The sequence below is a fragment of the Klenkia sesuvii genome (genome assembly GCF_037083825.1).
Classification (GTDB): domain Bacteria; phylum Actinomycetota; class Actinomycetes; order Mycobacteriales; family Geodermatophilaceae; genus Klenkia; species Klenkia sesuvii.
The window spans coordinates 90,503-114,426 of the sequence record NZ_JBAPLU010000001.1 but is presented as its reverse complement, the minus strand read 5'-3'; the positions used below and the strand labels follow the sequence as shown (position 1 = coordinate 114,426).

At 75.5% G+C, this 23,924-nt stretch carries 26 protein-coding genes; 19 read left to right on the top strand and 7 right to left on the bottom strand.

The genetic code is table 11. The features are described from left to right. The first annotated feature begins 14 nt into the window (after positions 1-14). From TEK04_RS00560 to TEK04_RS00545, 4 genes are all read left to right on the top strand, one after another. Complete coding sequence (locus tag TEK04_RS00560) at positions 15-575, top strand: TIGR03086 family metal-binding protein (protein ID WP_336402334.1); 561 nt, start codon at positions 15-17, stop codon at positions 573-575. 74 nt (positions 576-649) lie between these two features. Then, positions 650-1,273: a hypothetical protein gene (locus TEK04_RS00555; RefSeq protein ID WP_336402333.1), complete on the top strand. Its 624-nt coding sequence runs from the start codon at positions 650-652 to the stop codon at positions 1,271-1,273. A gap of 20 nt (positions 1,274-1,293) precedes the next feature. Next, positions 1,294-1,593 carry a hypothetical protein gene (locus TEK04_RS00550; protein ID WP_336402332.1) on the top strand — a complete coding sequence of 100 codons (300 nt, stop codon included), beginning with the start codon at positions 1,294-1,296 and terminating at the stop codon, positions 1,591-1,593. A gap of 13 nt (positions 1,594-1,606) precedes the next feature. After that, the gene (locus tag TEK04_RS00545; RefSeq protein ID WP_432277308.1) at positions 1,607-2,365 is read left to right on the top strand and encodes a phosphoglyceromutase; all 759 of its coding nucleotides are present in this window, start codon (positions 1,607-1,609) and stop codon (positions 2,363-2,365) included. 144 nt (positions 2,366-2,509) lie between these two features. On the opposite strand, the gene phoU is transcribed toward TEK04_RS00545, so the two are convergent. Further along, positions 2,510-3,175: a phosphate signaling complex protein PhoU gene (phoU, locus tag TEK04_RS00540; protein ID WP_336402330.1), complete on the bottom strand. Its 666-nt coding sequence runs from the start codon at positions 3,173-3,175 to the stop codon at positions 2,510-2,512. 238 nt (positions 3,176-3,413) lie between these two features. Here phoU and TEK04_RS00535 point away from each other — a divergent pair, with 238 nt between their 5' ends. Together TEK04_RS00535 and TEK04_RS00530 are read left to right on the top strand one after the other, a co-directional pair. Beyond that, a complete protein-coding gene (locus TEK04_RS00535) occupies positions 3,414-4,688 on the top strand; it encodes a sensor histidine kinase (protein WP_336402329.1) in 1,275 nt (424 codons plus the stop codon). Continuing rightward, a complete protein-coding gene (locus TEK04_RS00530) occupies positions 4,685-5,365 on the top strand; it encodes a winged helix-turn-helix domain-containing protein (protein ID WP_336402328.1) in 681 nt (226 codons plus the stop codon). The genes TEK04_RS00535 and TEK04_RS00530 overlap by 4 nt, the downstream gene beginning before the upstream one ends. Before the next feature lie 33 nt (positions 5,366-5,398). Here TEK04_RS00530 and TEK04_RS00525 read toward each other — a convergent pair whose 3' ends face one another. Next, positions 5,399-5,626 (bottom strand): DUF3072 domain-containing protein, encoded by a 228-nt coding sequence (locus TEK04_RS00525; protein WP_336402327.1) that lies wholly within the window; start codon positions 5,624-5,626, stop codon positions 5,399-5,401. Between the two features lie 206 nt (positions 5,627-5,832). Next, entirely contained in the window at positions 5,833-6,642 is an 810-nt protein-coding gene (locus tag TEK04_RS00520) for a DUF3109 family protein (protein ID WP_336402326.1), read from the bottom strand. A 57-nt stretch (positions 6,643-6,699) separates the two neighbouring features. Here TEK04_RS00520 and TEK04_RS00515 point away from each other — a divergent pair, with 57 nt between their 5' ends. The 7 genes from TEK04_RS00515 to TEK04_RS00485 all read left to right on the top strand — a co-directional run bounded on the left by TEK04_RS00515 (position 6,700) and on the right by TEK04_RS00485 (position 12,493). Beyond that, positions 6,700-7,644 carry a Ppx/GppA family phosphatase gene (locus TEK04_RS00515; RefSeq protein ID WP_336402325.1) on the top strand — a complete coding sequence of 315 codons (945 nt, stop codon included), beginning with the start codon at positions 6,700-6,702 and terminating at the stop codon, positions 7,642-7,644. After that, a complete protein-coding gene (locus TEK04_RS00510) occupies positions 7,641-8,498 on the top strand; it encodes a hypothetical protein (RefSeq protein WP_336402324.1) in 858 nt (285 codons plus the stop codon). Before TEK04_RS00515 ends, TEK04_RS00510 begins: the two co-directional genes overlap by 4 nt. Positions 8,499-8,532: 34 nt before the next feature. After that, positions 8,533-9,363 (top strand): pyrroline-5-carboxylate reductase, encoded by an 831-nt coding sequence (proC, locus tag TEK04_RS00505; RefSeq protein ID WP_336402323.1) that lies wholly within the window; start codon positions 8,533-8,535, stop codon positions 9,361-9,363. A gap of 296 nt (positions 9,364-9,659) precedes the next feature. Next, on the top strand, positions 9,660-9,998 hold the full coding sequence (locus TEK04_RS00500) for a helix-turn-helix domain-containing protein (protein ID WP_336402322.1): 339 nt from the start codon (positions 9,660-9,662) through the stop codon (positions 9,996-9,998). 306 nt (positions 9,999-10,304) lie between these two features. After that, positions 10,305-10,466: a 30S ribosomal protein bS22 gene (locus tag TEK04_RS21310; protein ID WP_432277307.1), complete on the top strand. Its 162-nt coding sequence runs from the start codon at positions 10,305-10,307 to the stop codon at positions 10,464-10,466. Between the two features lie 10 nt (positions 10,467-10,476). Continuing rightward, positions 10,477-11,589: an NAD-dependent epimerase/dehydratase family protein gene (locus tag TEK04_RS00490; RefSeq protein ID WP_336402321.1), complete on the top strand. Its 1,113-nt coding sequence runs from the start codon at positions 10,477-10,479 to the stop codon at positions 11,587-11,589. Continuing rightward, positions 11,582-12,493, top strand: a complete 912-nt coding sequence (locus TEK04_RS00485) for a lysophospholipid acyltransferase family protein (RefSeq protein WP_336402320.1) — start codon at positions 11,582-11,584, stop codon at positions 12,491-12,493. The genes TEK04_RS00490 and TEK04_RS00485 overlap by 8 nt, the downstream gene beginning before the upstream one ends. Positions 12,494-12,515: 22 nt before the next feature. Here the strand turns inward: TEK04_RS00485 and TEK04_RS00480 are convergent, their stop codons facing one another. Continuing rightward, positions 12,516-13,421, bottom strand: a complete 906-nt coding sequence (locus TEK04_RS00480; protein WP_336402319.1) for an HAD family hydrolase — start codon at positions 13,419-13,421, stop codon at positions 12,516-12,518. Between the two features lie 233 nt (positions 13,422-13,654). Here TEK04_RS00480 and TEK04_RS00475 point away from each other — a divergent pair, with 233 nt between their 5' ends. Beyond that, the gene (locus TEK04_RS00475) at positions 13,655-15,622 is read left to right on the top strand and encodes a hypothetical protein (protein ID WP_336402318.1); all 1,968 of its coding nucleotides are present in this window, start codon (positions 13,655-13,657) and stop codon (positions 15,620-15,622) included. Between the two features lie 80 nt (positions 15,623-15,702). On the opposite strand, the gene TEK04_RS00470 is transcribed toward TEK04_RS00475, so the two are convergent. From TEK04_RS00470 to TEK04_RS00460, 3 genes are all read right to left on the bottom strand, one after another. Continuing rightward, complete coding sequence (locus tag TEK04_RS00470) at positions 15,703-16,404, bottom strand: SDR family oxidoreductase (protein WP_336402317.1); 702 nt, start codon at positions 16,402-16,404, stop codon at positions 15,703-15,705. 34 nt (positions 16,405-16,438) lie between these two features. Next, positions 16,439-17,599, bottom strand: coding sequence for a DUF5667 domain-containing protein (locus tag TEK04_RS00465; RefSeq protein WP_336402316.1), 1,161 nt, complete (start codon positions 17,597-17,599; stop codon positions 16,439-16,441). A 121-nt stretch (positions 17,600-17,720) separates the two neighbouring features. Next, positions 17,721-18,371 carry a sigma-70 family RNA polymerase sigma factor gene (locus TEK04_RS00460; protein ID WP_336402315.1) on the bottom strand — a complete coding sequence of 217 codons (651 nt, stop codon included), beginning with the start codon at positions 18,369-18,371 and terminating at the stop codon, positions 17,721-17,723. Between the two features lie 400 nt (positions 18,372-18,771). On the opposite strand from TEK04_RS00460, the gene TEK04_RS00455 reads away from it, so the two are divergent. The 5 genes from TEK04_RS00455 (at position 18,772) to hemC (ending at position 23,853) form a co-directional block, all read left to right on the top strand. After that, on the top strand, positions 18,772-20,370 hold the full coding sequence (locus TEK04_RS00455) for an AMP-binding protein (RefSeq protein ID WP_336402314.1): 1,599 nt from the start codon (positions 18,772-18,774) through the stop codon (positions 20,368-20,370). Further along, positions 20,363-20,614 (top strand): glutaredoxin family protein, encoded by a 252-nt coding sequence (locus TEK04_RS00450; protein WP_336402313.1) that lies wholly within the window; start codon positions 20,363-20,365, stop codon positions 20,612-20,614. Before TEK04_RS00455 ends, TEK04_RS00450 begins: the two co-directional genes overlap by 8 nt. 253 nt (positions 20,615-20,867) lie before the next feature. Continuing rightward, positions 20,868-21,551: a redox-sensing transcriptional repressor Rex gene (locus tag TEK04_RS00445; protein WP_336402312.1), complete on the top strand. Its 684-nt coding sequence runs from the start codon at positions 20,868-20,870 to the stop codon at positions 21,549-21,551. Further along, positions 21,548-22,927 (top strand): glutamyl-tRNA reductase, encoded by a 1,380-nt coding sequence (locus tag TEK04_RS00440; protein WP_336402311.1) that lies wholly within the window; start codon positions 21,548-21,550, stop codon positions 22,925-22,927. The genes TEK04_RS00445 and TEK04_RS00440 overlap by 4 nt, the downstream gene beginning before the upstream one ends. Continuing rightward, on the top strand, positions 22,924-23,853 hold the full coding sequence (gene hemC, locus TEK04_RS00435; RefSeq protein ID WP_336402310.1) for a hydroxymethylbilane synthase: 930 nt from the start codon (positions 22,924-22,926) through the stop codon (positions 23,851-23,853). The genes TEK04_RS00440 and hemC overlap by 4 nt, the downstream gene beginning before the upstream one ends. Positions 23,854-23,924 lie beyond the last annotated feature (71 nt).

Genomic DNA, 23,924 nt, shown 5'->3' with positions numbered 1-23,924 from the left:
CCCGTGGAGACCCGATGACCGCCGTGGAGAGCCCGTCCGCCCGGCACGCCCGCGTGGCCGGCCGGTTCGGGGAGGTGGTCGCCGGGGTCACCGACTGGACGGCGACCACCCCGGTCGAGGGCTGGACGGCGGCCGACGTGGTCGCTCACTTGGTCGAGTGGCTGCCCGGCCTGCTCGCCGCGGACGACGTCGTGCTGGCCGTCGAGCGGACCGGCGACCCGGCGCAGGACTGGACCCGGCACGCGACCGCCGTCCAGGCGCTGCTGGACTCGCCCCGCGCGGCCGAGTCGTTCACCCACCAGCACCTGGGCACGCTGCCGCTGGCCGAGGCGGTCGACCGGTTCTACTCGACCGACGTGCTGCTGCACACCTGGGACCTGGCGCGCGCGTCGGGTCAGGACGCCGGGCTGGACGAGGCCGAGTGCACGCAGCTGCTGGCCGGCATGCAGCCCATGGACGAGTTCCTCCGGCAGTCGGGCCAGTACGGCCCGAAGGTGCCGGTGCCCGACGACGCCCCCGCGGTCGACCGCCTGATGGGCTTCCTGGGCCGCGACCCCGCCGCTCGCCCGGGGTAGCCGTCGGCCGGTCGGGCACGTACAACGGAGGGGGTCGTCCTACCGTTGCGGCCGTCACCGACGAGGAGGACCCGATGGCCGGCCGCAACCGCCGCCCCCTGCTGCGTGCCTCCATCGGCGCGCACCTGGCCGGGGAGGTGGACCCCATCGCCACCACCGAGGCCGCCCGCGGGGTGGCCTACGCGCTGGTCGACCGAGCCCGCGCGACCGACGACCCCGAGGTGACCCGGCGCCTGGTGACCCTCGCCGACGACCAGGGCCTCGACGAACTGGCCGAGCTGTGGGCCGACGCCCCGGCCATCTCGCTGCCCGGCGCGCTGTGGCGGCTGTACCTGCTGCGCGCCTGGGTGCAGCGCGACCCGGTGGCCGCCGCCCGCGAGTTCGAGGCCGGTCAGGGGAGGGTGCTGCCCCGCGAGGTCGTCGCGGGCCTCGCCGACCCGCCCGGGCCCGACGGCGTGCGCGACCTCGCCGACGCCGTCCTCACCGGTGTGTTCGAGGGCGACCTCGACGTCGCGCTCGACCGGGCCGCCGCCTTCTGCTGGGTCGTGGCCGGCGGCCGCGCGGCGCGCGCCGACGACCTCGACGAGTCCGACCCCGACTCCGCCGACCGGGTCACCCGGGGTGGGTCCGCGCTGGCCCGCACGGCCGACCAGCTGGGCGCCGCCGCCCGGCGGTGGCGGGCCGGCACGCTCACCTGAGCCCGGCGCCGACGACCACGATGGCCGACGAGACCGAGCTGCGCAGCCGCACCCGTGCCCTGACCGGGGTGGTGCTGGCGACGGCCCTGGTCTACCCGCTGCTGGTGTGCGCCGTGCAGCTGGCCATCGCGCAGTTCTTCACCGCGGACGTGCCCGCGGCCCTCGGGTGGGGGCTGGCCGGCGCCGGGCTGTGCGTGGGCGTGGCCGCGGTGGTCCGGTGGAGCACCGGACGGCGGGTGCGCAGCCCCTGGCTGCTGGCCGGGCTGGTGCCCCCGCTGCTGTTCGAGCTCTGGCTGACCTGGCCCCTGCTGACCGGGTGACCCGTCGGGCAGGATGGACGCCGTGACCGGAACTCTGGTGCTCCTCCGCCACGGCGAGAGCGAGTGGAACAAGGCCAACCTCTTCACCGGCTGGGTCGACGTCCCGCTGTCGGACAAGGGCCGCGCGGAGGCGACCCGGGGCGGTGAGCTGCTGAAGGCCGAGGGGCTGCTGCCCGACGTCCTGCACACCTCGCTGCTCAAGCGGGCCATCACCACCGCAGAGCTGGCGCTGGCCGCGGCCGACCGGCAGTGGATCCCGGTCACGCGCTCGTGGCGGCTCAACGAGCGGCACTACGGGGCCCTGCAGGGCAAGGACAAGGCCGCCACGCTCGCCGAGTACGGCGAGGAGCAGTTCATGACCTGGCGGCGCAGCTACGCCACCCCGCCGCCGCCGATCGACCCGGCCGACGAGTACAGCCAGGACGCCGACCCGCGCTACGCCTTCCTGCCCCCGGAGGCCCGCCCGGCCACCGAGTGCCTGGCCGACGTCGTCGTCCGGATGCTGCCCTACTGGTACGACTCGATCGTGCCCGACCTGCGCGCCGGGCGGACGGTGCTGGTCACCGCGCACGGCAACAGCCTGCGGGCGCTGGTCAAGCACCTCGACGGCATGGGCGACGACGAGGTGGTGGGCCTGAACATCCCCACCGGCGTCCCGCTGCGCTACGACCTGGACGACGACCTCCGCCCGACCAACCCCGGCGGCCAGTACCTCGACCCCGAGGCCGCCGCCGAGGCCATCAAGGCAGTGGCCAACCAGGGCAAGAAGTGAAGGACCCCGTCGCCCCCCACCACGAGCAAGCTCGCGGCGGGACCCTGCGACGGGGCCGTTCCAGCACCGAGTGACGAGAAGGGCCCCGGGACGACGTCCCGGGGCCCTTCTCGTGCGATCCGGAGGATCGCGATGCGCACAGCCTCAGCTGGCGGCGGCGACCACGGGCGAGGGGCGCTCGCCGGTGACCAGGTAGACCACCCGGCGCGCGACGCTGACCGCGTGGTCGGCGAAGCGCTCGTAGTAGCGGCCCAGCAGGGTGATGTCGATGGCCGACTGGATGCCGTGCGGCCACTCGTCGCTGAGCAGCTCGCGGAACAGCTGCTGGTGGTTGCGGTCCATCAGGTCGTCGTCGGCCTCGAGCTGGGCGGCGGCCTCGATGTCCCGCTTGGCGATGATGGTGCCGGCCTGCGCGACGAGGCTCTCGGCGGTGTGGCCCATGTCCAGGAAGACCGGGCGCACCTCCTGGGGCACCGCGTGGTCGGGGAAGCGCATGCGGGCGACCTTGGCGATGTGCTGGGCCAGGTCGCCCATGCGCTCGAGGTCCTGCACGGTGGCCATGGCGGTGGTGACCGAGCGCAGGTCGGTGGCGACGGGGGCCTGGCGGGCGAGCAGGGTGAAGCACCGCTCGTCGACGCTCTCGCGGACGGCGTCGATGTGGGCGTCCCCGGCGATGACGAGGTCGGCGAGGGCGACGTCGGCGTCCAGCAGCGCGGTGGTGGCCTTGCTCATGGCCGAGCCGACCGTGTTGGTCATCTCCACCAGGGAGGTGGTGATGTCGTCCAGTTCTTCGCGGTAGGTGTCGCGCACGGTGCTCCTCCAGTGTGCGCACCCGGGTGGGCGGGTGCGGATGTCGACGGTGACGCGGCGCAACCCGGGTGCGGTTGCGGCTCGGGCGTCCGCACAGCAGCGTAGTTTTCGGGCCGGTCCCGTGCCGGGTCGCGCAGGTGAACGGCCGGACACCGGGCCGTGAACACTGGTTCCCCCGAGGGGTGATCCCGTGGGCGGAGGCCGGGAACCGTCCCCCGGTCGGCCTAGCATCGGCGCCGTGCTCCCGCTCCTGTGGCTGGTGCTCGGCCTCGTCCTGGGCGGTGTGGCCGGCGCCCTCGTCGTCCGGTTCCGCACCGGGCAGCCGTCGTCCTCGATCGAGGACGGCACCTTCGTGCCGACCTCGTTGCCGGGTGCGCCCACCCGGGTCGAGGACGAGGCGGTGCTGGCCCGCCGGCTGCTGGACCTCATGGACCCGGCGGTGGTGCTGCTCGACGTGCACGACTCGGTCCTGCTGGCCAACCCGGCCGCCCGCGCGATGGGCATCCTGCGCGGGCCGCGGCTGCTGGTGCCCGGCCTGGCTGCGGTGGCCCACGAGGTGCGGCGGGCCGGGCCCCGGCGCGCGGACGTGCAGCTGCCCGCCGACCTGGTGGGCACCGGTCCCCGCATGGTGGGCGTGCACGGGCTGCGCGTGCAGGGCGGCGCCGCGCACGAACCCGGGCCCGTGGCCCTCGTGCTGCAGGACGTCACCGAGGCCCGCCGGGTCGAGGCCGTGCGGCGCGACTTCGTCGCCAACGTCGGGCACGAGCTGAAGACGCCGGTCGGGGCGCTCGCGCTGCTGGCGGAGGCCACCCAGGGCGCCGCCGACGACCCCGAGACGGTGCAGCGGTTCGCCGCCCGCATGGTGCACGAGTCCGACCGGCTGTCCCGGCTGGTGCGCGAGCTCATCGACCTGTCCCGCCTGCAGGGTGCCGAGCCGTTGCCCGAGCTGGAGCCCGTGCTGGTGCACGACGTGGTGGCCGAGGCGGTCGACCGCACGCGGCTGGCGGCCGCCGCCAAGGGCATCGAGCTGGCCGTGGGCGAGCAGGACGACCTGGTGGTCCTCGGCGTGGAGGCGCAGCTGGCCACCGCCGTCACCAACCTGCTGGCCAACGCGGTCACCTACTCGCCGGACTCCACCAAGATCGCCGTCGGGACCCGGGCGCGTGAGGGGTTCGCCGAGATCGCGGTGACCGACTCGGGCATCGGCATCCCCCGGGCCGACCGGGCGCGGGTGTTCGAGCGCTTCTACCGGGTCGACCAGTCGCGGGCGAGCGCGACCGGCGGCACCGGCCTGGGCCTGGCCATCGTCAAGCACGTGGCCACCAACCACGGCGGGTCGGTGGCCGTCTGGAGCGAGGAGGGCCTGGGGTCGACGTTCACGCTGCGCATCCCGCTGGCCCCCACCGCCGACGTCCCCGGCCCCGCCTCCGACCCCGCGGGTCCTCCCCGCGACCGTGTCGACGCGCTGCGCGCAGCCGTCGCCGAGACCGATGTCCAGAGAGGACGGTCATGACCCGAGTGCTGGTCGTGGAGGACGAGGAGTCCTTCTCCGACGCGCTGTCCTACATGCTGCGCCGTGAGGGCTACGAGGCCGTCGTGGCCGGCAACGGCATCGACGCGTTGGCCGAGTTCGACCGGGGCGGGGCCGACATCGTGCTGCTGGACCTCATGCTGCCGGGCCTGTCGGGCACCGAGGTGTGCCGCACCCTGCGCGCCCGCAGCGCGGTGCCGATCATCATGCTCACGGCCAAGGACACCGAGATCGACAAGGTCGTGGGCCTGGAGCTGGGTGCCGACGACTACGTCACCAAGCCCTACTCGGCGCGCGAGCTCCTGGCCCGCATCCGCGCAGTGCTGCGCCGGGGCAGCGACGCCGACCTGCCCTCGGAGGCCACCCTGGCCGCGGGCCCGGTGCGCATGGACGTCGAGCGGCACACCGTGTCCGTCGACGGCGAGACGGTGCCGCTCCCGCTGAAGGAGTTCGACCTCCTCGAGCTGCTGCTGCGCAACGCCGGCCGGGTGCTGACCCGCGGGCAGCTCATCGACCGGGTGTGGGGGTCGGACTACGTGGGCGACACCAAGACCCTCGACGTCCACGTGAAGCGGTTGCGGGCCAAGATCGAGCCCGACCCGGCCACCCCCAAGTGGTTGGTGACCGTCCGGGGGCTGGGCTACAAGTTCGAGTCGTGACCGGGGGCCCCGCCGACGGCGGGGCCCCCGGGCTCACTTGCCGCGGCCGGTCTCGTCCTGGAGCTCCTCGATCTTGATCGAGGCGTCGGCCTTGCTGATGTCCTCGGGGACCTCCTCGCCGGCCTGCTGCGCCAGCGTGGACAGGTAGCTCTTCTGCGCGCCGGTGGCCGGTTCGTCGCCGGTCACCCAGTCGTGCGGGTCCTTCTCGGCGGTGGGGTCGCCGGGCTGGCCGGAGTTCACGGGGGCGTCTGCGTCGCTCATGTGTTCGAAGCTACGCCGGGACGGCGTGGTCCGCGCGCTGGACGCAATCGGCAGCGGCCAGCCGGGCCCGGGCCTCCTCGATGCGCCGACCGATCAGGTAGACGTGGGTCCCTCCGCACGGGCACGTCGTCCGCCGTCGCGGGGTCGCCCCGCGCGAGTGGCGCCGCACCTTCGCGGCGACCCCCGCAGCGGCGCCGGGCGGTGCGTCAGCCGGGCCGGCGCCGGTGCAGCTGGACGGGCACCGGGCTGGCCGGGTGGGGGGCCACGAGTCCCAGGTCGAGCCGCTCGCGGGCCAGCCGGCGTAGCTCGGCGTACGCCGGGGCGCCCAGCAGCTCGGTCAGCTCGGCCGCGTAGGTGTCCACCAGTGGTTCGGCGGCGACGTGGGCGACCGGGGACCCGGTGCACCACCAGTGCAGGTCGTGCCCGCCGGGGCCCCACCCCCGGCGGTCGAACTCGCCGATCGAGCTGACCAGCACGCGGGTGTCGTCGGGGCGGTCGACCCACTCCTGCTCCCGGCGCACGGGCAGCTGCCAGCAGACGTCGGGCTTGGTCTCCAGCGGGTGCCGCCCGGTGCGCAGCGCCAGGGCGTGCAGGGCGCACCCGCCGCCCCCGGGGAAGTCGGGCCGGTTGTTGAAGACGCAGACGCCGTCGACGACCCGGGTGCGCAGCGCGGCCTCGGTCGCGCCGTCCTCGCCGGGTTCGTCCAGGGTGTCGGGCTCGGTCCAGTCGGTGGCCCACTGCGGACGACGCTGCCAGTCGGCGTCGGTGAGCTCCTCCACCGCGGCGGCCACCCGGGTGAGGTCGTCGGTGTCGGTGAAGAAGGCGCCGTGGTTGCAGCAGCCGTCCTGGGCCCGGCCGGCCACCACCCCGGCGCACCCGCGCCCGAAGACGCAGGTCCAGGCCGACGTCAGCCAGGTGAGGTCGGCGCGCACGCGGTGCTCGGGATCGGCGGGGTCGGTGAACTCGACCCACTCGCGGGCGTGGTCGGGGTCGACTTCCTCCGGCGGTGCCTGCACGTCGTCCAGTCCACCACGTGTGCCCGGCCGGCCGGGCACCCGGCAGACTGTGCGGTCATGCGGCTGGGAGTGCTCGACGTCGGTTCGAACACCGTGCACCTGCTCGTGGTCGACGCCCACCGCGGCGCCCACCCCACCCCGGCCTTCTCCGACAAGTCGGTCCTGCGGCTGGCCGAGCACGTGGGCGAGGACGGCGAGCTGTCCAAGGCGGGGGAGAAGGCCCTCCTGGCGGCGGTGCGGCGGGCCCGCGAGGTGGCCACCGAGGCCGGGTGCGAGGAGCTGCTGGCCTTCGTCACCTCGGCCATCCGGGAGGCCACCAACGGGGCCAAGGTGCTCGAGCGGGTCGCCCGGGCGACCGGCGTCGAGCTGCAGGTGCTCAGCGGCGAGGACGAGGCGCGGTTGACCTTCCTGGCGGTGCGCCGCTGGTTCGGGTGGAGCGCTGGCCGGCTGCTGGTCCTGGACATCGGTGGCGGTTCGCTCGAGCTGGCCACCGGCATCGACGAGGACCCCGACGTCGCGCTGTCGGTCCCGCTGGGCGCCGGGCGCATGACCCGCCGGTTCCTGCCCGAGGCGCACGCCGGTCGCCGTCCCGACCTCGACGCCCTCGACGCCCTCGACGGGCACGCCACGCGGCTGCTGGCCCCCGCTGCCCGGCGACTGGCCGCGGCCGGGGAACCCGACCTGGTGGCGGCGACGTCCAAGACCTTCCGCACCCTCGCCCGGCTCACCGGCGCCGCGCCCTACTCGGCCGGCCTGCGGGTGCCGCGGCAGCTGAGCGCGGTCGGCTTGGAGCAACTGGTCGGGTTCGTGTCCCGCATCGACTCCTCCGCCCTGGCCGAGCTGAACGGCGTGTCGGTCGACCGCGCGCACCAGGTGCCGGCGGGCGCGGTCGTGGCGCGGGCCGCGATGCGGGCCGTCGCGGTGCCCGCCGTGGCAATCTGCCCATGGGCCCTCCGCGAGGGCATCATCCTGCGGCGGTTGGACGGCTTGGAGGGCGCATGAGCGACGCTGACCACTCGGTCCGCTCCCTGGCCGAGATCCTTCGGGAGCACGGCCTGGAGTCCGAGGCCGGCACCCGGCCGGGCACCACGGGCCCGGTCAAGCCCGCCCGCCGCCGGCGCACCGTCGACGAGACCCGCGCCGAGAAGGCCGAGAAGGACGCCCGGGCGGGCGCCGGGGCGGGCCCGGCCGGCGCCCGGTTGGCCGAGGACACCGCGTCCCGGCGCGACCCCGCACGACCGGACACCGACCGCCGCGTGGCCGACCGCCGGGTGGCCGGCCGGCGGACCGAGGACACCGCACCTCCGCCGCCGCGCGGGGCCACGGGGGCGACCGGGTCGGGCTCGCGCTTCGGACGGCGGCGGGCTCCCGAGCCCGAACCGGCCACCGTCGAGCAGCCCGCCGCCCCCGAGCCGAGCGGCACGACCGCGGCGATCCCCGGGCTGCGCACCGGCCGCACGCCCGGTCTGGGCGGCGCCGTCGGCACCCGGTCCGGCGCGGCGCCGGTGCCCTCCACCGGTCCGATCCCCAAGGTCGTGCTGCCGGCCGAGGAGGACGACGAACCGCTCACCACGGGGCAGACCGCACTCGCCTGGGCCCGGTTCGTCGGTGAGCTCGTGCTGGCCCTGGCCGTCGGGGTGGGCGTCTACTACCTGTTCACCGTGCTGTGGGAGCTGCTCCCCTACGTCGCGGTGGTGGCGGCGCCGCTGGCCATCGCGGGCATGGTCGGGTCGGTGTCGTGGTGGCGCGGCCGGCACGGCCAGGGCGCGCTGCCGATGCGTGTGCTCGTGCTGCTGCTGTTCGCCGGCACGCTGCTGGTCGTCGTCCCGGCGGCCGGTCTGCTCGCTGGTACCTGACCCGTCCCCCGGGGTGCCCGGCTAGCGTCTGCGCGTGACCAGCACACCTGACCTGCAGTTGACCGGACTGGCCCTCGTCGGCGGCGGCAAGATCGGGGAGGCCCTGCTCTCGGGGCTGACCCGCCGACCGGGTGCCGCCGCGGGCATCGTGGTCGTCGAGCGCAGCGCCGACCGCGCCGCGGAGCTGGTCGGGACGTACGGCGTGCGGTCGCTGGACCTCGCCGCCGCGGCCGCGGCGTGCCGGGTGGTCCTGGTGGCGGTCAAGCCCCAGGACGTCGATGCGCTGCTGGCCGACCTGGCTCCGCACGTCGGCCCGGATCACCTGGTCGTGTCGGTGGCGGCCGGTGTGCCCACGGCGCGTGTGGAGGCCGCGCTGCCGGCCGGGACGCCGGTGGTGCGCGTCATGCCGAACACCCCGGCCCTGGTCGACGAGGGCATGAGCGTGCTGTCGGCGGGGGCGCACGCCACCCCCGCCCACCTCGACGAGGCCGAGGCGCTGCTGTCGGCGGTCGGGCAGGTGCGCCGGGTGCCCGAGAAGCAGCAGGACGCCGTGACGGCGCTGTCGGGCAGCGGTCCGGCCTACTTCTTCTACCTGGTCGAGGCCATGGTCGACGCCGGGATCCTGCTGGGGCTGCCCCGGGCGCTGGCCGCCGACCTCATCGTGCAGACCGCGCTGGGCGCGGCGACCATGCTGCGCGACTCGGGGGAGCACCCCGTGCAGCTGCGCGAGGCGGTCACCAGTCCGGGGGGCACGACCATCGCTGCGATCCGCGAGCTCGAGCGGCACGGGGTGCGGGCCGCCCTGATCGCGGCCATCGAGGCCGCGCACGACCGCTCGGTGGAGCTCGGTCGTCGAACCGGGTGAGATTTTCTAGGAATTCTTACGCTGCGTGACTGCACAACTCCGGGGCGTCGCTGTTGGGGAGATGTGACGGCGTTGTGACGCCGTGTCGCCGTGTCGACATGTCAGAGACGGCCGGTGAACAAGCGACCACTGTCAGTCGTGTCGACAAGTGACCAGGACGGACCGGTCCGCCTGTTCGTTTCACCCATCGCTTCTGTCCCAGCAGACCCCTAACGTTTCTCCCAGCACGCACGTGACCCGACCGCCGGTGGGGAAGCCGACGGCCTCGATGCGCGCCCCAGCGGAGGAGAACGACGATGACCATGCCCCAGCGCGCCTACCAGGTCCGCCCCGCCCAGCCCGGCCCGCGCCCGGTCGGCCGCCCCGTGTCGGCCCAGTCGGTCGCCCGCCCGGTGCCCGCTCCGCACCCGGCCGCCGCCCCCGTCAACCGGCAGCTGGCTCCCCAGCCGCAGCGCTCGGCCGTCACCTTCCTGACCGTCGCCGAGGTCGCCGCGATGATGCGCGTCTCCAAGATGACCGTGTACCGCCTGGTGCACGGCGGCGAGCTCTCCGCCGTCCGCGTCGGCCGCTCCTTCCGGGTGCCCGAGCGCGCCGTCCAGGACTACCTGCGCGACGCCTACACCGACATCGCCTGAGGAAGGACCTCCTCGCGCCCCAGGCCACGCTGCGCGCGGCCAGGGACCCTGCGACGCGGCCGTTCCATCGCGTCACCTGTTCCACCAGCAGTGAACTGCACAGCACAGCAGCACCCTCCGCACGGGGTCGCCGCCGTCGGGTCACCGGCGGCGGCTCCCCGGGAGGACGACCCCGGCCGCCGGCCCCGCACGGCTCCTGCCCCTGCGAGCGAGCCGCTCCGCCCGGCCACCAGGTAGTCTCGACCGCTGAGCGTCGAGCCTCCGCTGTCGGGGGTCCGGCGCACACGAGCTGAACACCCTCGCGCGGTGCCCGGCCTGACCTCCGGTCGGCGGCCCGGCCCTGCGCGACCTCGAGTCGGGAGCATCACCATGGGTTCGGTCATCAAGAAGCGCCGCAAGCGGATGGCTAAGAAGAAGCACCGCAAGCTGCTCAAGAAGACGCGCGTCCAGCGTCGCAACAAGAAGTGAGCTGACGCTCGTGCCGCCCGCGGTCGTCCTCGTCACCGGTGTGAGCCGGTGGTTGGGCGGTGCGCTGGCGGCCGAGCTCGCCGCGGACCCCTCCGTCGAGCGGGTCCTGGGGGTGGACACGGTTCCCCCCCGCCCCGAGGTGATGCGTCGCCTCGGTCGTACCGAGTTCGTGCGCGCCGACATCCGCAACCCGCTGATCAGCAAGGTCATCGCCGCGGCCGGGGTCGACACCGTCGTGCACATGAACATCAGCTCCACCCCCGGGGGGAGCGGCGGCCGCACGTCGATGAAGGAGCTCAACGTCATCGGCACGATGCAGCTGCTGGCGGCCTGCCAGCGGGTGCCCAGCGTGCGGCGGTTGGTGCTCAAGTCCACCAGCGCCGTGTACGGGGCCAGTCCCCGGGACCCGGCCGTGTTCACCGAGACGATGCAGGCCCGCCGCGTGCCCGGTGGCGGCTTCGCCAAGGACAGCCTCGACATCGAGGGCTACGTCCGGTCCTTCGCCCGCCGCCGTCCCGAGGTCGGCGTCGCCGTGCTGCGCTTCACCAACTTCATCGGCCCGCGCATCGACTCCCTGCTCACCGGTTTCCTACGCCTGCCCGTCGTCCCCACGGCACTGGGGTTCGACGCCCGCGTCCAGCTCCTCCACGAGGACGACGCGGTCGCCGTCCTGGCCAAGGCCACCACCGGCGAGTTCACCGGGACGGTCAACGTCGGCGCGCAGGGCACGGTGCTGCTCTCGCAGGCCATCCGTCGCCTCGGCCGGGTCCCGCTGCCGCTGCCTGAGCAGGCCATGGCGCCGCTGGGCCGGTTGACCCGGCAGGCGCGCATCACCGACTACTCGCCCGAGCAGCTGCGCTTCCTGAACTTCGGCCGGGTCGTGGACACCCGCGTGCTGCGCGAGGAGTTCGGCTACACGCCGCGCTACACCACCGCCGAGGCGCTGGCCGACTACGGGCGCACCGTCGTCCCGGTCGTCGACCCCCGCGCCGTCGGTGCCCTGCTGTCCACGGCGGGCTCCCTCGCCGGCCGGGCGGCCGGTCTGGTCGGCGCGTTGGGGTCGGTCACGGCGCGGCCCGAGGAGCCGCGGGTGACCGGGCTGCGGGCGGTGCGCGATGCCTGAGGCGCGGGTCATCCGGCTGCACCCCGACGGGCCCGACGAGCCGAGCGGGGCGGCCACGCCCACGCCCGGGTGGGAGGCGCAGCTGGCCGGGGGGTTGGACTTCCTGCGCCGACGGCTCACCGGCGAGTACGAGACCGACGAGTTCGGCTTCGACCCCGACCTGGCCGACCACCTGCTCATGCCGGTGCTGCGCCCGCTGTTCCAGAAGTGGTTCCGGGTCGAGGTGCAGGGCCTGGAGAACGTGCCCGACGTCGGGGGCGCCCTGGTCGTGGCCAACCACTCGGGCACCCTGCCGCTCGACGCGCTCATGACCACCGTCGCGCTGCACGACGAGCACCCGGCCGCCCGCCGCTTCCGCCTGCTGGGTGCCGACCTGGTGTTTCAGTACCCGTTCGTGGGTGCGATGGCCCGCAAGCTGGGGGCGACGCTGGCGTGCAACGAGGACGCCGAGCGGCTGCTGACCGAAGGCGAGCTGGTCGGGGTCTTCCCCGAGGGGTTCAAGGGCATCGGCAAGCCGTTCAGCGAGCGCTACACGCTGCAGCGGTTCGGCCGGGGCGGGTTCGTCACCGCCGCGCTGCGCACCGGGGCACCGATCCTGCCGTGCGCGATCGTGGGGGCCGAGGAGATCTACCCGATGATCGGCAACGCCCGGACGGCGGCGCGCATCCTCGGGCTGCCCTACCTGCCGATCACGCCCACCTTCCCGCTGCTGGGTCCGCTCGGTGCGGTGCCGCTGCCCTCGAAGTGGTTCATCGCCTTCGGCGAGCCCATCGAGACCGCGTCCTACGGTCCGGCCGCGGCCGACGACCCGATGCTGGTCTTCAACCTCACCGACCAGGTGCGCGAGACCATCCAGCAGTCGCTCTACCAGCTGCTGCTGCAGCGTCGCTCGGTCTTCAGCTGACCCCGCGCTGGGTCGGGGCGGGTCAGAACGGCCAGCGGTTGCGCCGGCGCAGGGCCAGCAGGCCGGTCACCGCGCCGCCGCCCAGGGCCGCGGCGCCCAGCGTCGGGACGCCGATGCGGGCGGCCTTGCGGCCGGTGCGGAAGTCCTTGACCAGCCAACCGCGCGAGCGGGCGACGGCCTTGAGCTCGGCGTCGGGGTTGACCGCGACGGCGGTGCCCACCAGCGACAGCATGGGCAGGTCGTTGGACGAGTCGCTGTAGGCGGTGCAGCGGGTGAGGTCCAAGCCCTCCCGCTCGGCCAGCGCCCGCACGGCCTGCGCCTTCGCCTCGTGGTGCATCATCTCGCCGACCAGGCGGCCGGTGTACTTGCCGTCGACGATCTCCGACACGGTGCCCAGGGCGCCGGTGAGGCCCAGCCGGCGCGCGATGACCGACGCCAGCTCGATCGGGGTGGCGGTCACGAGCCAGACGCGCTGGCCGGCGTCGAGGTGCTGCTGGGCGAGGACGCGGGTGCCGGCCCAGATGCGGTCGGCCATGAGCTCGTCGTAGATCTCCTCGCCAGCGCTGGAGATCTCCTCGACCGAGCGGCCGGCGATGAACGCCAGGGCGTTGTCCCGCACGGTGTGCATGTCCACGGCGGACTCCGTGCCGGCCACCCGGAACTTCGCCTGCTGCCAGATGAAGGAGGCGACGTCGCGGCCGGTGAAGTACTTGCGCGCGGCCAGGCCGCGGGCGAACCAGAACAGCGACGCGCCCATCATCATCGTGTTGTCGCAGTCGAAGAACGCGGCGGCGGTGTGGTCGGGCTGGACGGCGGGCGGCGTGTCCACCTCGGCCGCGGCAGCCGAGGCGACGCCTGCGACGAGCGCGCGGGTCTCCTCGTCCTCCAGGTCACCCGGGGTGCGCGCGCGGCGACCGCGGAACGGCACTCGAACCACTCGTGGCCCCCTCGTCTCGACGCCGCGCCGGCCCCGACCCGGCGTGCCCGACCCTAACCGCTGGGCGGGGCCGGCCCCGGGCGGTGGGCCACGGGCCCATCCGGCCGGCACACCGGCGCCGGTGCCCCGCCCACCCTCCGCGCGCATTCCAGAGCAGAGAATTTCCTGCTCACACCCCTTGTTCTGGCCCCGTTCCTGTCAGACCCTCCTGGTCGAATGGCTGCATGACGACGACGGGCCGGCGGTTCTGGGTGGAGGTGTCCCCCCGCTTCGCCGCGCCCGCTGCCGTGCCCGCTGCCCCGCCGGTGGACCCGCTCGAGACCCCGCCGGTGGACCCGCCGGTGGCCAGGGGTGGGGTGCCGCGGTTGACCGCTCTGGCGGTGGCCGCCGGGCTGGACGGGGCGGAACTGGATGCGGAGCTGGCGTCGGTGCACCGGCAACGCTCGTCGCTGGCGGCCTACGAGCTGGGGTTGATCGAGCGCAAGGCCACCCTGGGCGCCCGCCGGCCGCTGCCCTTCCTCCCCACGGCACGTGCCGGCAGCGGTGGCGAGGTCCCCGACCTGCTCGACCAGGAGGCAGCGGAGGAGGCCGCAGCGCAGGCCGCCGATGACTTCCTGCCCGAGGAGGTGGCGGTGCTGCTGGGCGCCTCGGTGCCGGCGACCCGCCATCACGTCGACCACGCCCTGACGCTGGTGCGGCAGTTGCCCGGGGTGTGGCATGCGCTGGCCGATGGGCGCATCGATGAGTCGCGGGCGCGGGCGATCGTGCGGGCGCTCAAGCACCAGGCCGCCTCCTGGGGTGGCCCGGTCGAGGACGGGGTCGTCGCCGCCCTGGCCGCCTGCGGGGTGGGCTGGGCCGAGCGCGGGTGCGGCCCGTCGGCGCTGCACGACCGGCTGGTCGCCGCGCTCATCGCTGCCGATTCGGCGGCGGCTGACCGGCGGCGGGAGATCAGCAAGCGCGGTGCCGACGTGGTGGTGGTGGGCACCGGTGACGGGTTGGGTGAGCTGCGGCTGCTGCACGTCGACCTCGCCGACCTCGAACTGGCCCGCGCCCAGGTCAACGCCTACGCGAGGGCGCTGAAGGCCGATGGCGACGAGCGACCCATCGGCCAGATCCGCATCGCGGTCGTCCTGACGTTGATCATGCGCCCGTGGGAGGCCCGGGACCCGGCGGTGACCCACGTGACGGTCAACGCCGACCTCGCCGACCTGCTGCTGCCCGACCTCGACGACCTGATCTCCACCAGCGAGTCAGCAGACCTCAACGGCACCGTCCCCGAAGGGACCACGACGGGGGGAGCCCAGGCCGAGGCCGACACCGAAGGACCCGCCGCACAGGACATGGCCGCCCAGGACCTGGCCGCCGAGGACCTGGCCGCCGAGGACCTGGCCGCCGAGGACCTGGCCGCCGAGGACCTGGCCGCCGAGGACCTGGCCGCCGAGGACCTGGCCGCCGAGGACCTGGCCGCCGAGGACCTGGCCGCCGAGGACCGGGCCGCCGAGGACATGGCCACCGATGACCTGGCCACCGAGGAGCCGGCCGACGTTGCCGGGACAGGTTCGCGCAGACCGGGCCACCGGCTCCGGGGGACAGGTGTGCCCGCCGGCGGCTCCCAGGTCGCCGACGTCGACAGGATGCCCATCAGCCCGGCTGCCGTCCGCGAACTGCTGCGCCGCATCGACGCCCTCGGGCTCACCCACCCCGTCGGCGGGCACCTGACGTTCACCGTCACCGGCCCCGGACGTCGACTGCTGGCCGTGGCCACACCGCACGAGCTCGAAGCCGCCGCCCGGGCCGGCGCCGGGCTGGGACCACCACCCGCCACCACCGCCTACCGCCCCACAGCCGCCCAGTACCGGTACCTGCGCGCCCGCGACCGGCACTGCCGCTTCCCCGGCTGCCGCCAGACCGCCCTGCACGCCGACGCCGACCACGTCGTCCCCTACGACCACCACAACCCCGCACGCGGCGGGAAGACCTGCGTCCGCAACCTGGTCATGCTCTGCCGACGCCACCACCTGCTCAAGACCCACGCCCCCGGCTGGGCCTTCCGCCTCGACCCCGACGGCACCCTGCACGTCACCACCCCCGGCGGCACCACCCGCAGCACCCGGCCACCGGCCGCCGACGGCGTCCTCGACCTCCTCGCACCCCCACCCCACGACCCGGCCGCGGACCCACCGCCCTTCTGAGCGGCGGACGGCCGCGCGCCGCGGACCACCCCGGCGCGGCGGGCAGGCCGGCGGCGCGCCCGGGCGACCACCGGCCCCGGTCAGTAGCGCGCCGAGAAGCCGCCGTCGGCCTGCAGGAGCTGACCGGAGATCCACCGTCCCTCGGGCGACAGCAGGAACGACACGACCCCGGCGATGTCGGTCGGCGTGCCCAGCCGGCCCAGGGGGTGGTGCGGCACCAAGGACGCCCGCAGCTCGTCGTCCATCCAGCCGGTGTCCACCGGCCCCGGATTCAGCACGTTCGCCGAGATGCCCCGCGGGCCCAGCTCCCGCGCCGCCGACACCACGATCCGGTCGAGCGCCCCCTTCGACGACCCGTACGGCAGGTTGCCGGTCGTGTGGTCACTGGTCAGCGCCACCACCGCGCCGCCGCCGTCGGGCACCTGCCGCGCGAACGCCGCGATCAGCAGGAGGGTGGCCCGGGCGTTGACCGCCACGTGCCGGTCGAAGCTCTCGGCCGTCGTGTCCAGCACCCCGGACTCGACGCAGTGGGCATGGCTGAGCACCAGCGCCCGCACCGGCCCGTGCGCGGCCACCACCGCGTCCAGCAGCTCCTGCGGCGCCGTCGCCGAGGCGAGGTCGGCGTCGTGGTCGCTGTCGTGCAGGTCGCTGGTCGCCACCGTCCACCCGTCCGCGCGCAACCTCGGCACGATGCCGGCCGCGATGCTGGTGGCCCGGGCGGCGCCGGTGACCAGGACGACGCCGGACGTGGGTGTCCCCGGGGAGCGGACGGCGTCGGGCACGGGGAGAACCGTAGGCCCACGCCCCGGTGGAGGGTCAGTCGCCCACGCAGATCAGCCCGCCGACGCAGATGGTGGTCGACGGCAGTGGGAGCGGGACCTCGATCAGCGGCCCGGGGGTCGTGGTCGGCGCCGACGTGGGCAGCGGCACGGTCGGCACTCCGGGTGCTCCGGGGACCCCCGGCACCCCCGGTGCGGTGGTGGCGGCCCCGCCGCCGGTCGGCCTCGCCGCCGGCGTGCTCGCGGCGGTGCTCGTCGACGCCGGCGCCGGGCCCGTCGTCGGGGCCGGCGCTGCCGTGCTGCCCGGGGCGGGGGTCGCCGGCGCACCGGTGGAGGGCGCCGCGGTCGGCGCGGGGGAGGGGGCTGGCAGGCACGCACCGGGCACCGGGCCCAGCGAGTCGCGGCCGGCGTCGGCTGCGCCGTCGGAGCAGGCCAGCGACGCCTGTAGACCAGCCCCCCGCGCGGCCACCTGGTCGACGAGGTCGAGCGAGTCGGCCACCGCCTGCTCGGCGCCGACCGGTACGTCGAGCCCCACCAGCCCCGCCCGTTGCTGCTGGGCCCACCCGACGAGGGTGGTCAGCGCGGCGGTGTCGCGCGCCGGCACCGCCGTCGTCGTCAGCGCCGAGGTCCCCTCGGTGGTCTGCTCGTCCATGGTGTCCAGCACGTCGACGACGGTCCCGGCATCGGGGGCGGCGGCGACCGACCGGCCCGGCGCCGCGGCGACCGGCTGGGCCCCTGCGTCGGACCCGGTGAGCGCCTGCAGCTCCTGCAGGCGCGTCGTGGCGAAGCCCAGCAGGGTCAACCCCCGTTCGGTGTCCGCGGCCAGCGCCAGCTGGGTCTGCTCGCTGCCCCGCTTCAGGCCGTAGAGGAGGTCGCCGGGCTCGGCGTCCTGGGCCACCGCCACCAACCCCGACAGGGCTCCCACCGACATCGCCGCGCCGACCAGCCCCGCCGTGACCCGGGTGCGCCAGCGCGGCGGCACCACGTCGGCGGACCGGGCAGCCAGCGCCCGGCGCCACCACGAGGGCGCCGGCTCCGGCGAGCGGACCGCGGGCTCGCGGACGGCGGCCATCGCCACCAGCCGCGCGCGCTGGGTGGCCCGCACGTCCGCGCCCAGGTCGGGGGCGTCGCGGGGGAGCCGCTGCAGCCGCCGGACGAGCGCGTCCTCGAGCTCTGCTCGGACCTCCCTGTCGCTCATCGTCGTCCCCGTCCCGCGTGCGCACCGACCGGCCCGGCGGGTCGTGTCAGCGCGAACAACGAGGGGCCCGTCCCACCGATACGGGGTACCGGCAGGTAACTTCCCCGCCCACCCGGACGGGTCACCGCAACCCCTCCGGCAGCAGCGTGGCCAGCCGCTTCACGGCCCGGTGCTGCAGCGCCTTCACGGCGCCGTCCTTCTTGCCCATGGCGGCCGCGGTCTCCGACACCGAGAGCCCCTGGAGGAACCGCAGCGCGATGCACTCCCGCTGCTCGTCGCCCAGCTGCGCCACGCACGCCATCAGCTCGGCGTTGGTCAACCCCTGCAGCACCGCGTCCTCGGGGCCGTCGGTGGCCCGGTCGGCGTCGCGCATGTCGGCGGTGGTCACCTCCAGCCGGAACCGGCTGCTCTTCACGTGGTCGAGGACGATGTTGCGCGCGATGGTCACCAGCCAGGCGCCGACGTCGCGGCCCTGGAACGTGAGGGAGTCGATGCGCCGCAGCGCGCGCACGAAGGTCTCGCTGGTGAAGTCCTCGGCCGTCTGCCGGTCGGCGACCCGGTGGTAGAGGAACCGGAACACCATGTCGGCGTAGCGGTCGTACAGCTCGCCGAACGCCTCGGCCTCACCTGCCTGCGCGCGCTCGACCAGCGTCCAGACCGCGACCTGCTCCTCGCCCTCGGGCTGCGCCGGCAGCTCCGCGGTGGCATCGGGCTCGGCCGTGGGGCTGGACCCCGTGGTGGGATCGGGCTCGGCGGCGGGGTCGGGCTCCACGGTGGGATCGGGCTCGGCGGGGCGGTGGCGCGGGGACGGTGGCGGGGTCACCGGCGGGGTCGCTGGCGCGCCCTCGACGCCGCCGGCCCGGCGGGGTCCGGGCGTGCGCGGCCGGGGTGTCGGCCGGGGGCGTGGTGTCGGCCGGGGGCGTGGGACGACGACGGCGGTGCCCTCGGCCGGGTCGGCCCCGGCGCCGGCCGCACCCGCCCCCCGCTCGAGGTCCTCGGCGGCACGACCCTGGCGGGGCATGGACGTCCCCCCGTCGTCGTCGGCGCACCGCTCGTGACCCGTCCACCCGGGCCCTGACCTGCGCAGGTCGGCCCCATGGTGACAACATCGGGCCTCCGCGTCCACGCGAGCGGTCCCGGACCGGGGGACCGCCGAGGGAGGAGAACCCGCAGTGGCCCCCGCAGCCCGCACGTTCCACGGTCTCGTCCGCGCCGCCGCGCGCACCCACGGCCCGGCCCCCGCACTGGTCGAGGGGGACCGGCGGCTGACCTGGACGGAGCTCGACGAGGCGGTCGAGCGGGCCGCGGCCGGGTACGCCGCCCGCGGGCTCGCGGCGGGGGACCGGGTGGCCGTGCAGCTGCCCAACGGCATCGACTGGGTGCTCGCCGTCGTGGGCGCGATGCGGGCCGGGCTGGTCGTCGTCCCGGTGAACACCGCCTACACCGACCCCGAGCTCACCCACCTGCTCACCGACTCCGGGGCCCGCGCGCTGGTGGTGGCCGCCGGTCGCGAGGAGCTGGCCGGCGTGCCCGTGCAGGTCGGCCCGCCGGCGGCCGACGGCGAGCCCCCGGCCGACCCCGACGATCCCGACGCGCTGGCCCTGCTGGCCTACACCAGCGGCACCACCGGCCGCCCGCGCGGTGCGATGCTCACCCACGCCGTGCTGCTGGCCAACCAGCAGCAGGTGCTCGCGGTCGACCCCGCCCCGGTGCGCCCCGGCGACGTCGTCCTGCTCGCCCTGCCGCTCTTCCACGTCTACGGGCTCAACGGCGGCCTGGGCCTGGTGGCCGCCACGGCGTCGTGCGGCGTCGTCGTCCCCGCGTTCGACCCGGTGGCCACCCTGGAGCTGATGACGGCCGAGGGCGTCACCGCCGTCCCGGCCGCGCCGCCGATGTACCAGGCCTGGCTGGCCGCCGCCGACGCCGCCGGCTCGGACACCGCGCTGCGCCGCGCCTTCGCCGCGGTGCACACGGCGAGCTCGGGCTCCGCGCCGCTGGCCCCCCGCGTCTGGACGGCGATGAAGGAGCGCGCCGCGGTGACGGTGTGGGAGGGCTACGGCCTGACCGAGGCCGCGCCGGTGCTGACCACCACCCTGGTCACCGGACGCGGCAAACCGGCCTGCATCGGCGCCCCGCTGCCCGGCGTCGAGCTGGTGCTGCGGGACACCGCCGGTGGCCCCGAGGCCGGCCCCGACCCCGGCAGCCGGGTGCGCGAGGACGTGTTCGGCGACCCCTTCGGCGACGACCCGCCCGACAGCGCCGGCGAGGTGTGCGTGCGCGGGCCCAACCTGTTCGGCGGCTACTGGCCCGACGGCGCCGACGGGCCCGACGCCGAGGGGTGGCTGCTCACCGGCGACATCGCCTACCGCGACGCGCAGGGCGACCTGCACCTGGTGGACCGGCGCCGCGACCTGGTGCTGGTCAGCGGGTTCAACGTGTACCCGCTGGAGGTCGAGCGCGTGCTGGAGGGCCACCCGGAGGTCGCCGAGGCGGCGGTCATCGGGGTGCCCGACGAGCGGACCGGGGAGTCGGTGCGGGCCTTCGTCGTGCTCACCCCCGGCGCCGAGGTCGACGGCGAGACGCTGCGGGCCTACGCCCGCACCTCCCTGGCCCGGTTCAAGGTGCCGCGGTCGGTGCACCTGGTCGACGCGCTCCCGCACTCCCTGACCGGCAAGGTCAGCCGGGCCCGGCTGCGCGAGCTGGGCCTGGACCGCATCGCCGCCGAGACCCAGCACGCCGAGGGCGTCGACGCCGGGGTGCAGGGTGGCTGAGCCCGCCCCTGCGCTGCAGCTGCTGACCCGGCAGTCCTGCCACCTCTGCGAGGTGGCGGCCGAGACGCTGGCCCGCGTGGCCGCCGAGCACGGCCTCGCGGTCACCGCCGTGGACGTGGACGGCGACCCCGAGCTGCAGGCCGAGTACGGCGACCGGGTGCCCGTGGTCCTGCTCGACGGCCGCGAGCACAGCTACTTCACCGTCGACGTCGACCGGCTCCGACGGGACCTCGCGGCCCGCTGAGCACCCGCCGCAGCGGTGGCGTCGGACACATCGGGGGCCGGTGACCTGCACGGATGCCCCACGGGACTTTGTTCCGACGTTCACAAGCGGTTACCGTGGCGTTGCCGGGCCGACGAGACCCGGCCGACACCCCCTCGACGCCAGCGGCACCCCCTGCGTGCGCGCGCACCGCAGTGGAGACGCCCGTGGACCACCCCGACCGGTGCGTCCGCGGTGGCCGCAGCCGGGTGGGCGGGACCAGCGAGGAGGGCGCGTGACCGAGGTGCGGACCCGGGCCATCCCGGAGGCGACGGTGGCCCGGCTGGCGGTCTACCTGCGCGTGCTCACCGGCCTGGCCGAGGCCGGTCGCGGGTCGGTGTCCAGCGGTGAGCTCGCCTCCGCCGCCGGGGTCAACCCCGCCGGGCTGCGCAAGGACCTCTCCTACCTCGGCCCGTGCGGCGTCCGGGGCGTCGGCTACGCCGTCCCCGCCCTGCGCGAGCGGCTGGCCCGTGCGCTCGGCGTCGAGCAGGCCCGCTCCTGCGTCCTCGTCGGCATGGGCAACCTGGGGTCGGCGCTCGCCGGCTACGCCGGTTTCGGCACCCGGGGCTTCACCTTCGTCGGGCTGCTGGACGCCGACCCCGCCCGCGTGGGCGACGTCGTCGGCGGCACCGCCGTCCGCCCGGTCGAGGACCTCGAGGAGGTCGTCGCCGCGCACGGGGTGACCATCGCCGTGGTCACGACGCCGGCGACCGTGGCCCAGTCGGTGTGCGACCGGCTGGTGGCCGCCGGGGTGCGCAGCATCGTGAACTTCGCCCCCGTGGCGCTCGCCGTCCCCGCCGGGGTCGACGTCCGGCAGGTCGACCTGTCGGTGGAACTGCAGGTGCTGGCCTTCCTGGACCAGCAGAAGGGTGTGGACGTCGTGCCCCACCGGATGAGCGAGCAGGTGGCCCTCCCATGAGCCTCCTCGCCGTCGGCATCAGCCACCAGACCGCGCCGGTGACCCTGCTCGAGCAGGCCGCCATGAACGGCGACGACACCGTCAAGACCCTGCACGAGCTGCTGGACTGCGAGCACGTGTCCGAGGCGCTGGTCCTGGCGACCTGCAACCGGGTCGAGATCTTCGCCGAGGTCGACCGGTTCCACGGCGGGGTGGCCGACGTCAGCCGGGTGCTGGCCCGGCACGCCGGCACCGGCGTCGAGGACCTCTCGCCCTACGTCACCGTGCACTACGAGGACCAGGCCATCGGTCACCTGTGCGTCGTGGCCGCGGGCCTGGACTCCATGGTGGTCGGCGAGACCCAGGTGCTGGGCCAGCTGCGCGCGGCCTACGCGCTGGCCCAGGCCGAGGGCGCGATCGGGCGCGAGCTGCACCCCATCGCCCAGCGGGCGCTGCGGGTGGGCAAGCGCGTGCACAGCGAGACCGGCATCGACCGGGCCGGCGCCTCGCTGGTCTCGGTCGCCCTCGACCGCGTCACCGACCGCGTCGGCGAGCTGGCGGGCCGGCCGGTGCTGGTGGTCGGCGCGGGGTCGATGGGGGCGCTGGCCGCCACCACCCTCGCCCGCCGCGGTGCCACCGTCACCGTCACCAGCCGGACGCCGTCCACCGCCGCCCGGCTGGCCGAGTCGATCGGGGGCCGGGCCGCCGACCTGGACCGGCTGGCCGACGAGGTGGCCGCCGCCGACGTGCTCGTCACCTGCACCGGTGCCACCGGGACGGTCATCGGCACCGACGTCGTCGGCACCGCGATGGCCGGCCGGGACCGCCCGCTGGTGGTGGTCGACCTGGCACTGCCCCGCGACGTCGACGCCGCGGTCGGCACCCTGCCGGGCGTCCACGTGGTCGACCTGGCGATGCTGCAGGGCGAGCGGGCCGCCCGGCCCGGCCAGCCGGTGGCCGGGTCCGTCGCCGCCGACGACATCGCCGCCGCGCACGCCCTCGTCGAGCTCGAGACCTCGCTGCTGCGCGCCGAGCGGCAGGCCGCCGCCGTCGCCCCCACGGTGTCGGCGCTGCGCAGCCAGGCCGCCGACGTGGTCGACGCCGAGCTGCTGCGCCTGTCCACCCGGTTGCCCGACCTCGACGCCCGGGCCCGGTCCGAGATCGCCCGCACCGTCCGCCGGGTGGTCGACAAGCTGCTGCACGAGCCCACCGTGCGGGTCAAGGAGCTGGCCAGCGCCCCGGGCGGCACCGACTACGCCGACGCGCTGCGCGCGCTGTTCGGGCTGGGCCTGGACGCCGACACCACCGGCAAGCTGGCCGACGCCGTCACCGTCGACGCCGCCGTCACCACCTCGACCACGACGCTGGACCAGCTCACCGACCGGGACCTCCCGTGACCGGCCCGATCCGGCTGGGCACCCGGCGCAGCGAGCTCGCGCTGACCCAGTCCGGGCACGTCGCCGACGCCCTCGCCGCGGTCAGCGGTCGACCGGTGGAGCTGGTGCACATCACCACCGAGGGCGACCGGTCCGCCGCCGCCATCAGCCAGCTCGGCGGCACCGGGGTGTTCGTCAGCGCGCTGCGCGAGGCGCTGCACGACGGCCGGGTCGACGTCGCCGTGCACAGCTACAAGGACCTGCCCACCGCCGAGGAGCCCGGACTGGTCATCGCCGCGGTGCCCGCCCGGGAGGACCCCCGCGACGCCCTTGTCGCCCGCGACGGCTTGACCCTGGGGGAACTGCCCACCGGGGCCACCGTCGGCACCGGCGCCCCCCGCCGGGTCGCCCAGCTGCGCGCCCTCGGCCTGGGCCTCGAGGTGGTCCCCATCCGGGGCAACGTCGACACCCGGATGGGCAAGGTGACCTCGGGCGAACTGGACGCGGTGGTCCTCGCCCGGGCAGGATTGGCCCGCCTCGGCCGGCTGGACGCCGTCACCGAGGTGCTCGACCCGCTCCAGGTGCTCCCCGCCCCCGCGCAGGGTGCCCTGGCCGTGGAGTGCCGGAGCGACGACGACGTCACCCGGTCGCTGCTGGCGGCCCTCGACGACGCCGGTGCCCGCGCCTGCGTCGCGGCCGAGCGCACCGTCCTGGCCACCCTGGAGGCCGGGTGCAGCGCGCCCGTCGCCGCGCACGCCGAGATCGGCGAGGCCGAGGACGGCGGGGCGGAGATCTACCTGCGGGCGTCGGTCACCGCGCTCGACGGCGGCGACGCCGTGCGCGGTTCGGTCTCCGGACCCGTGACCGACGCCACCCGGTTGGGCCGCGACCTCGCGGCCGACCTGCTCGACCGCGGTGCGGGCGCCCTCGTGGCGGCCAGCCGATGAACGCCCTGCCACACCCACAGACCCCCTGTTCGACCGCAAGCGACCCCACCTCGGGGTCGGAGATGGAGAGC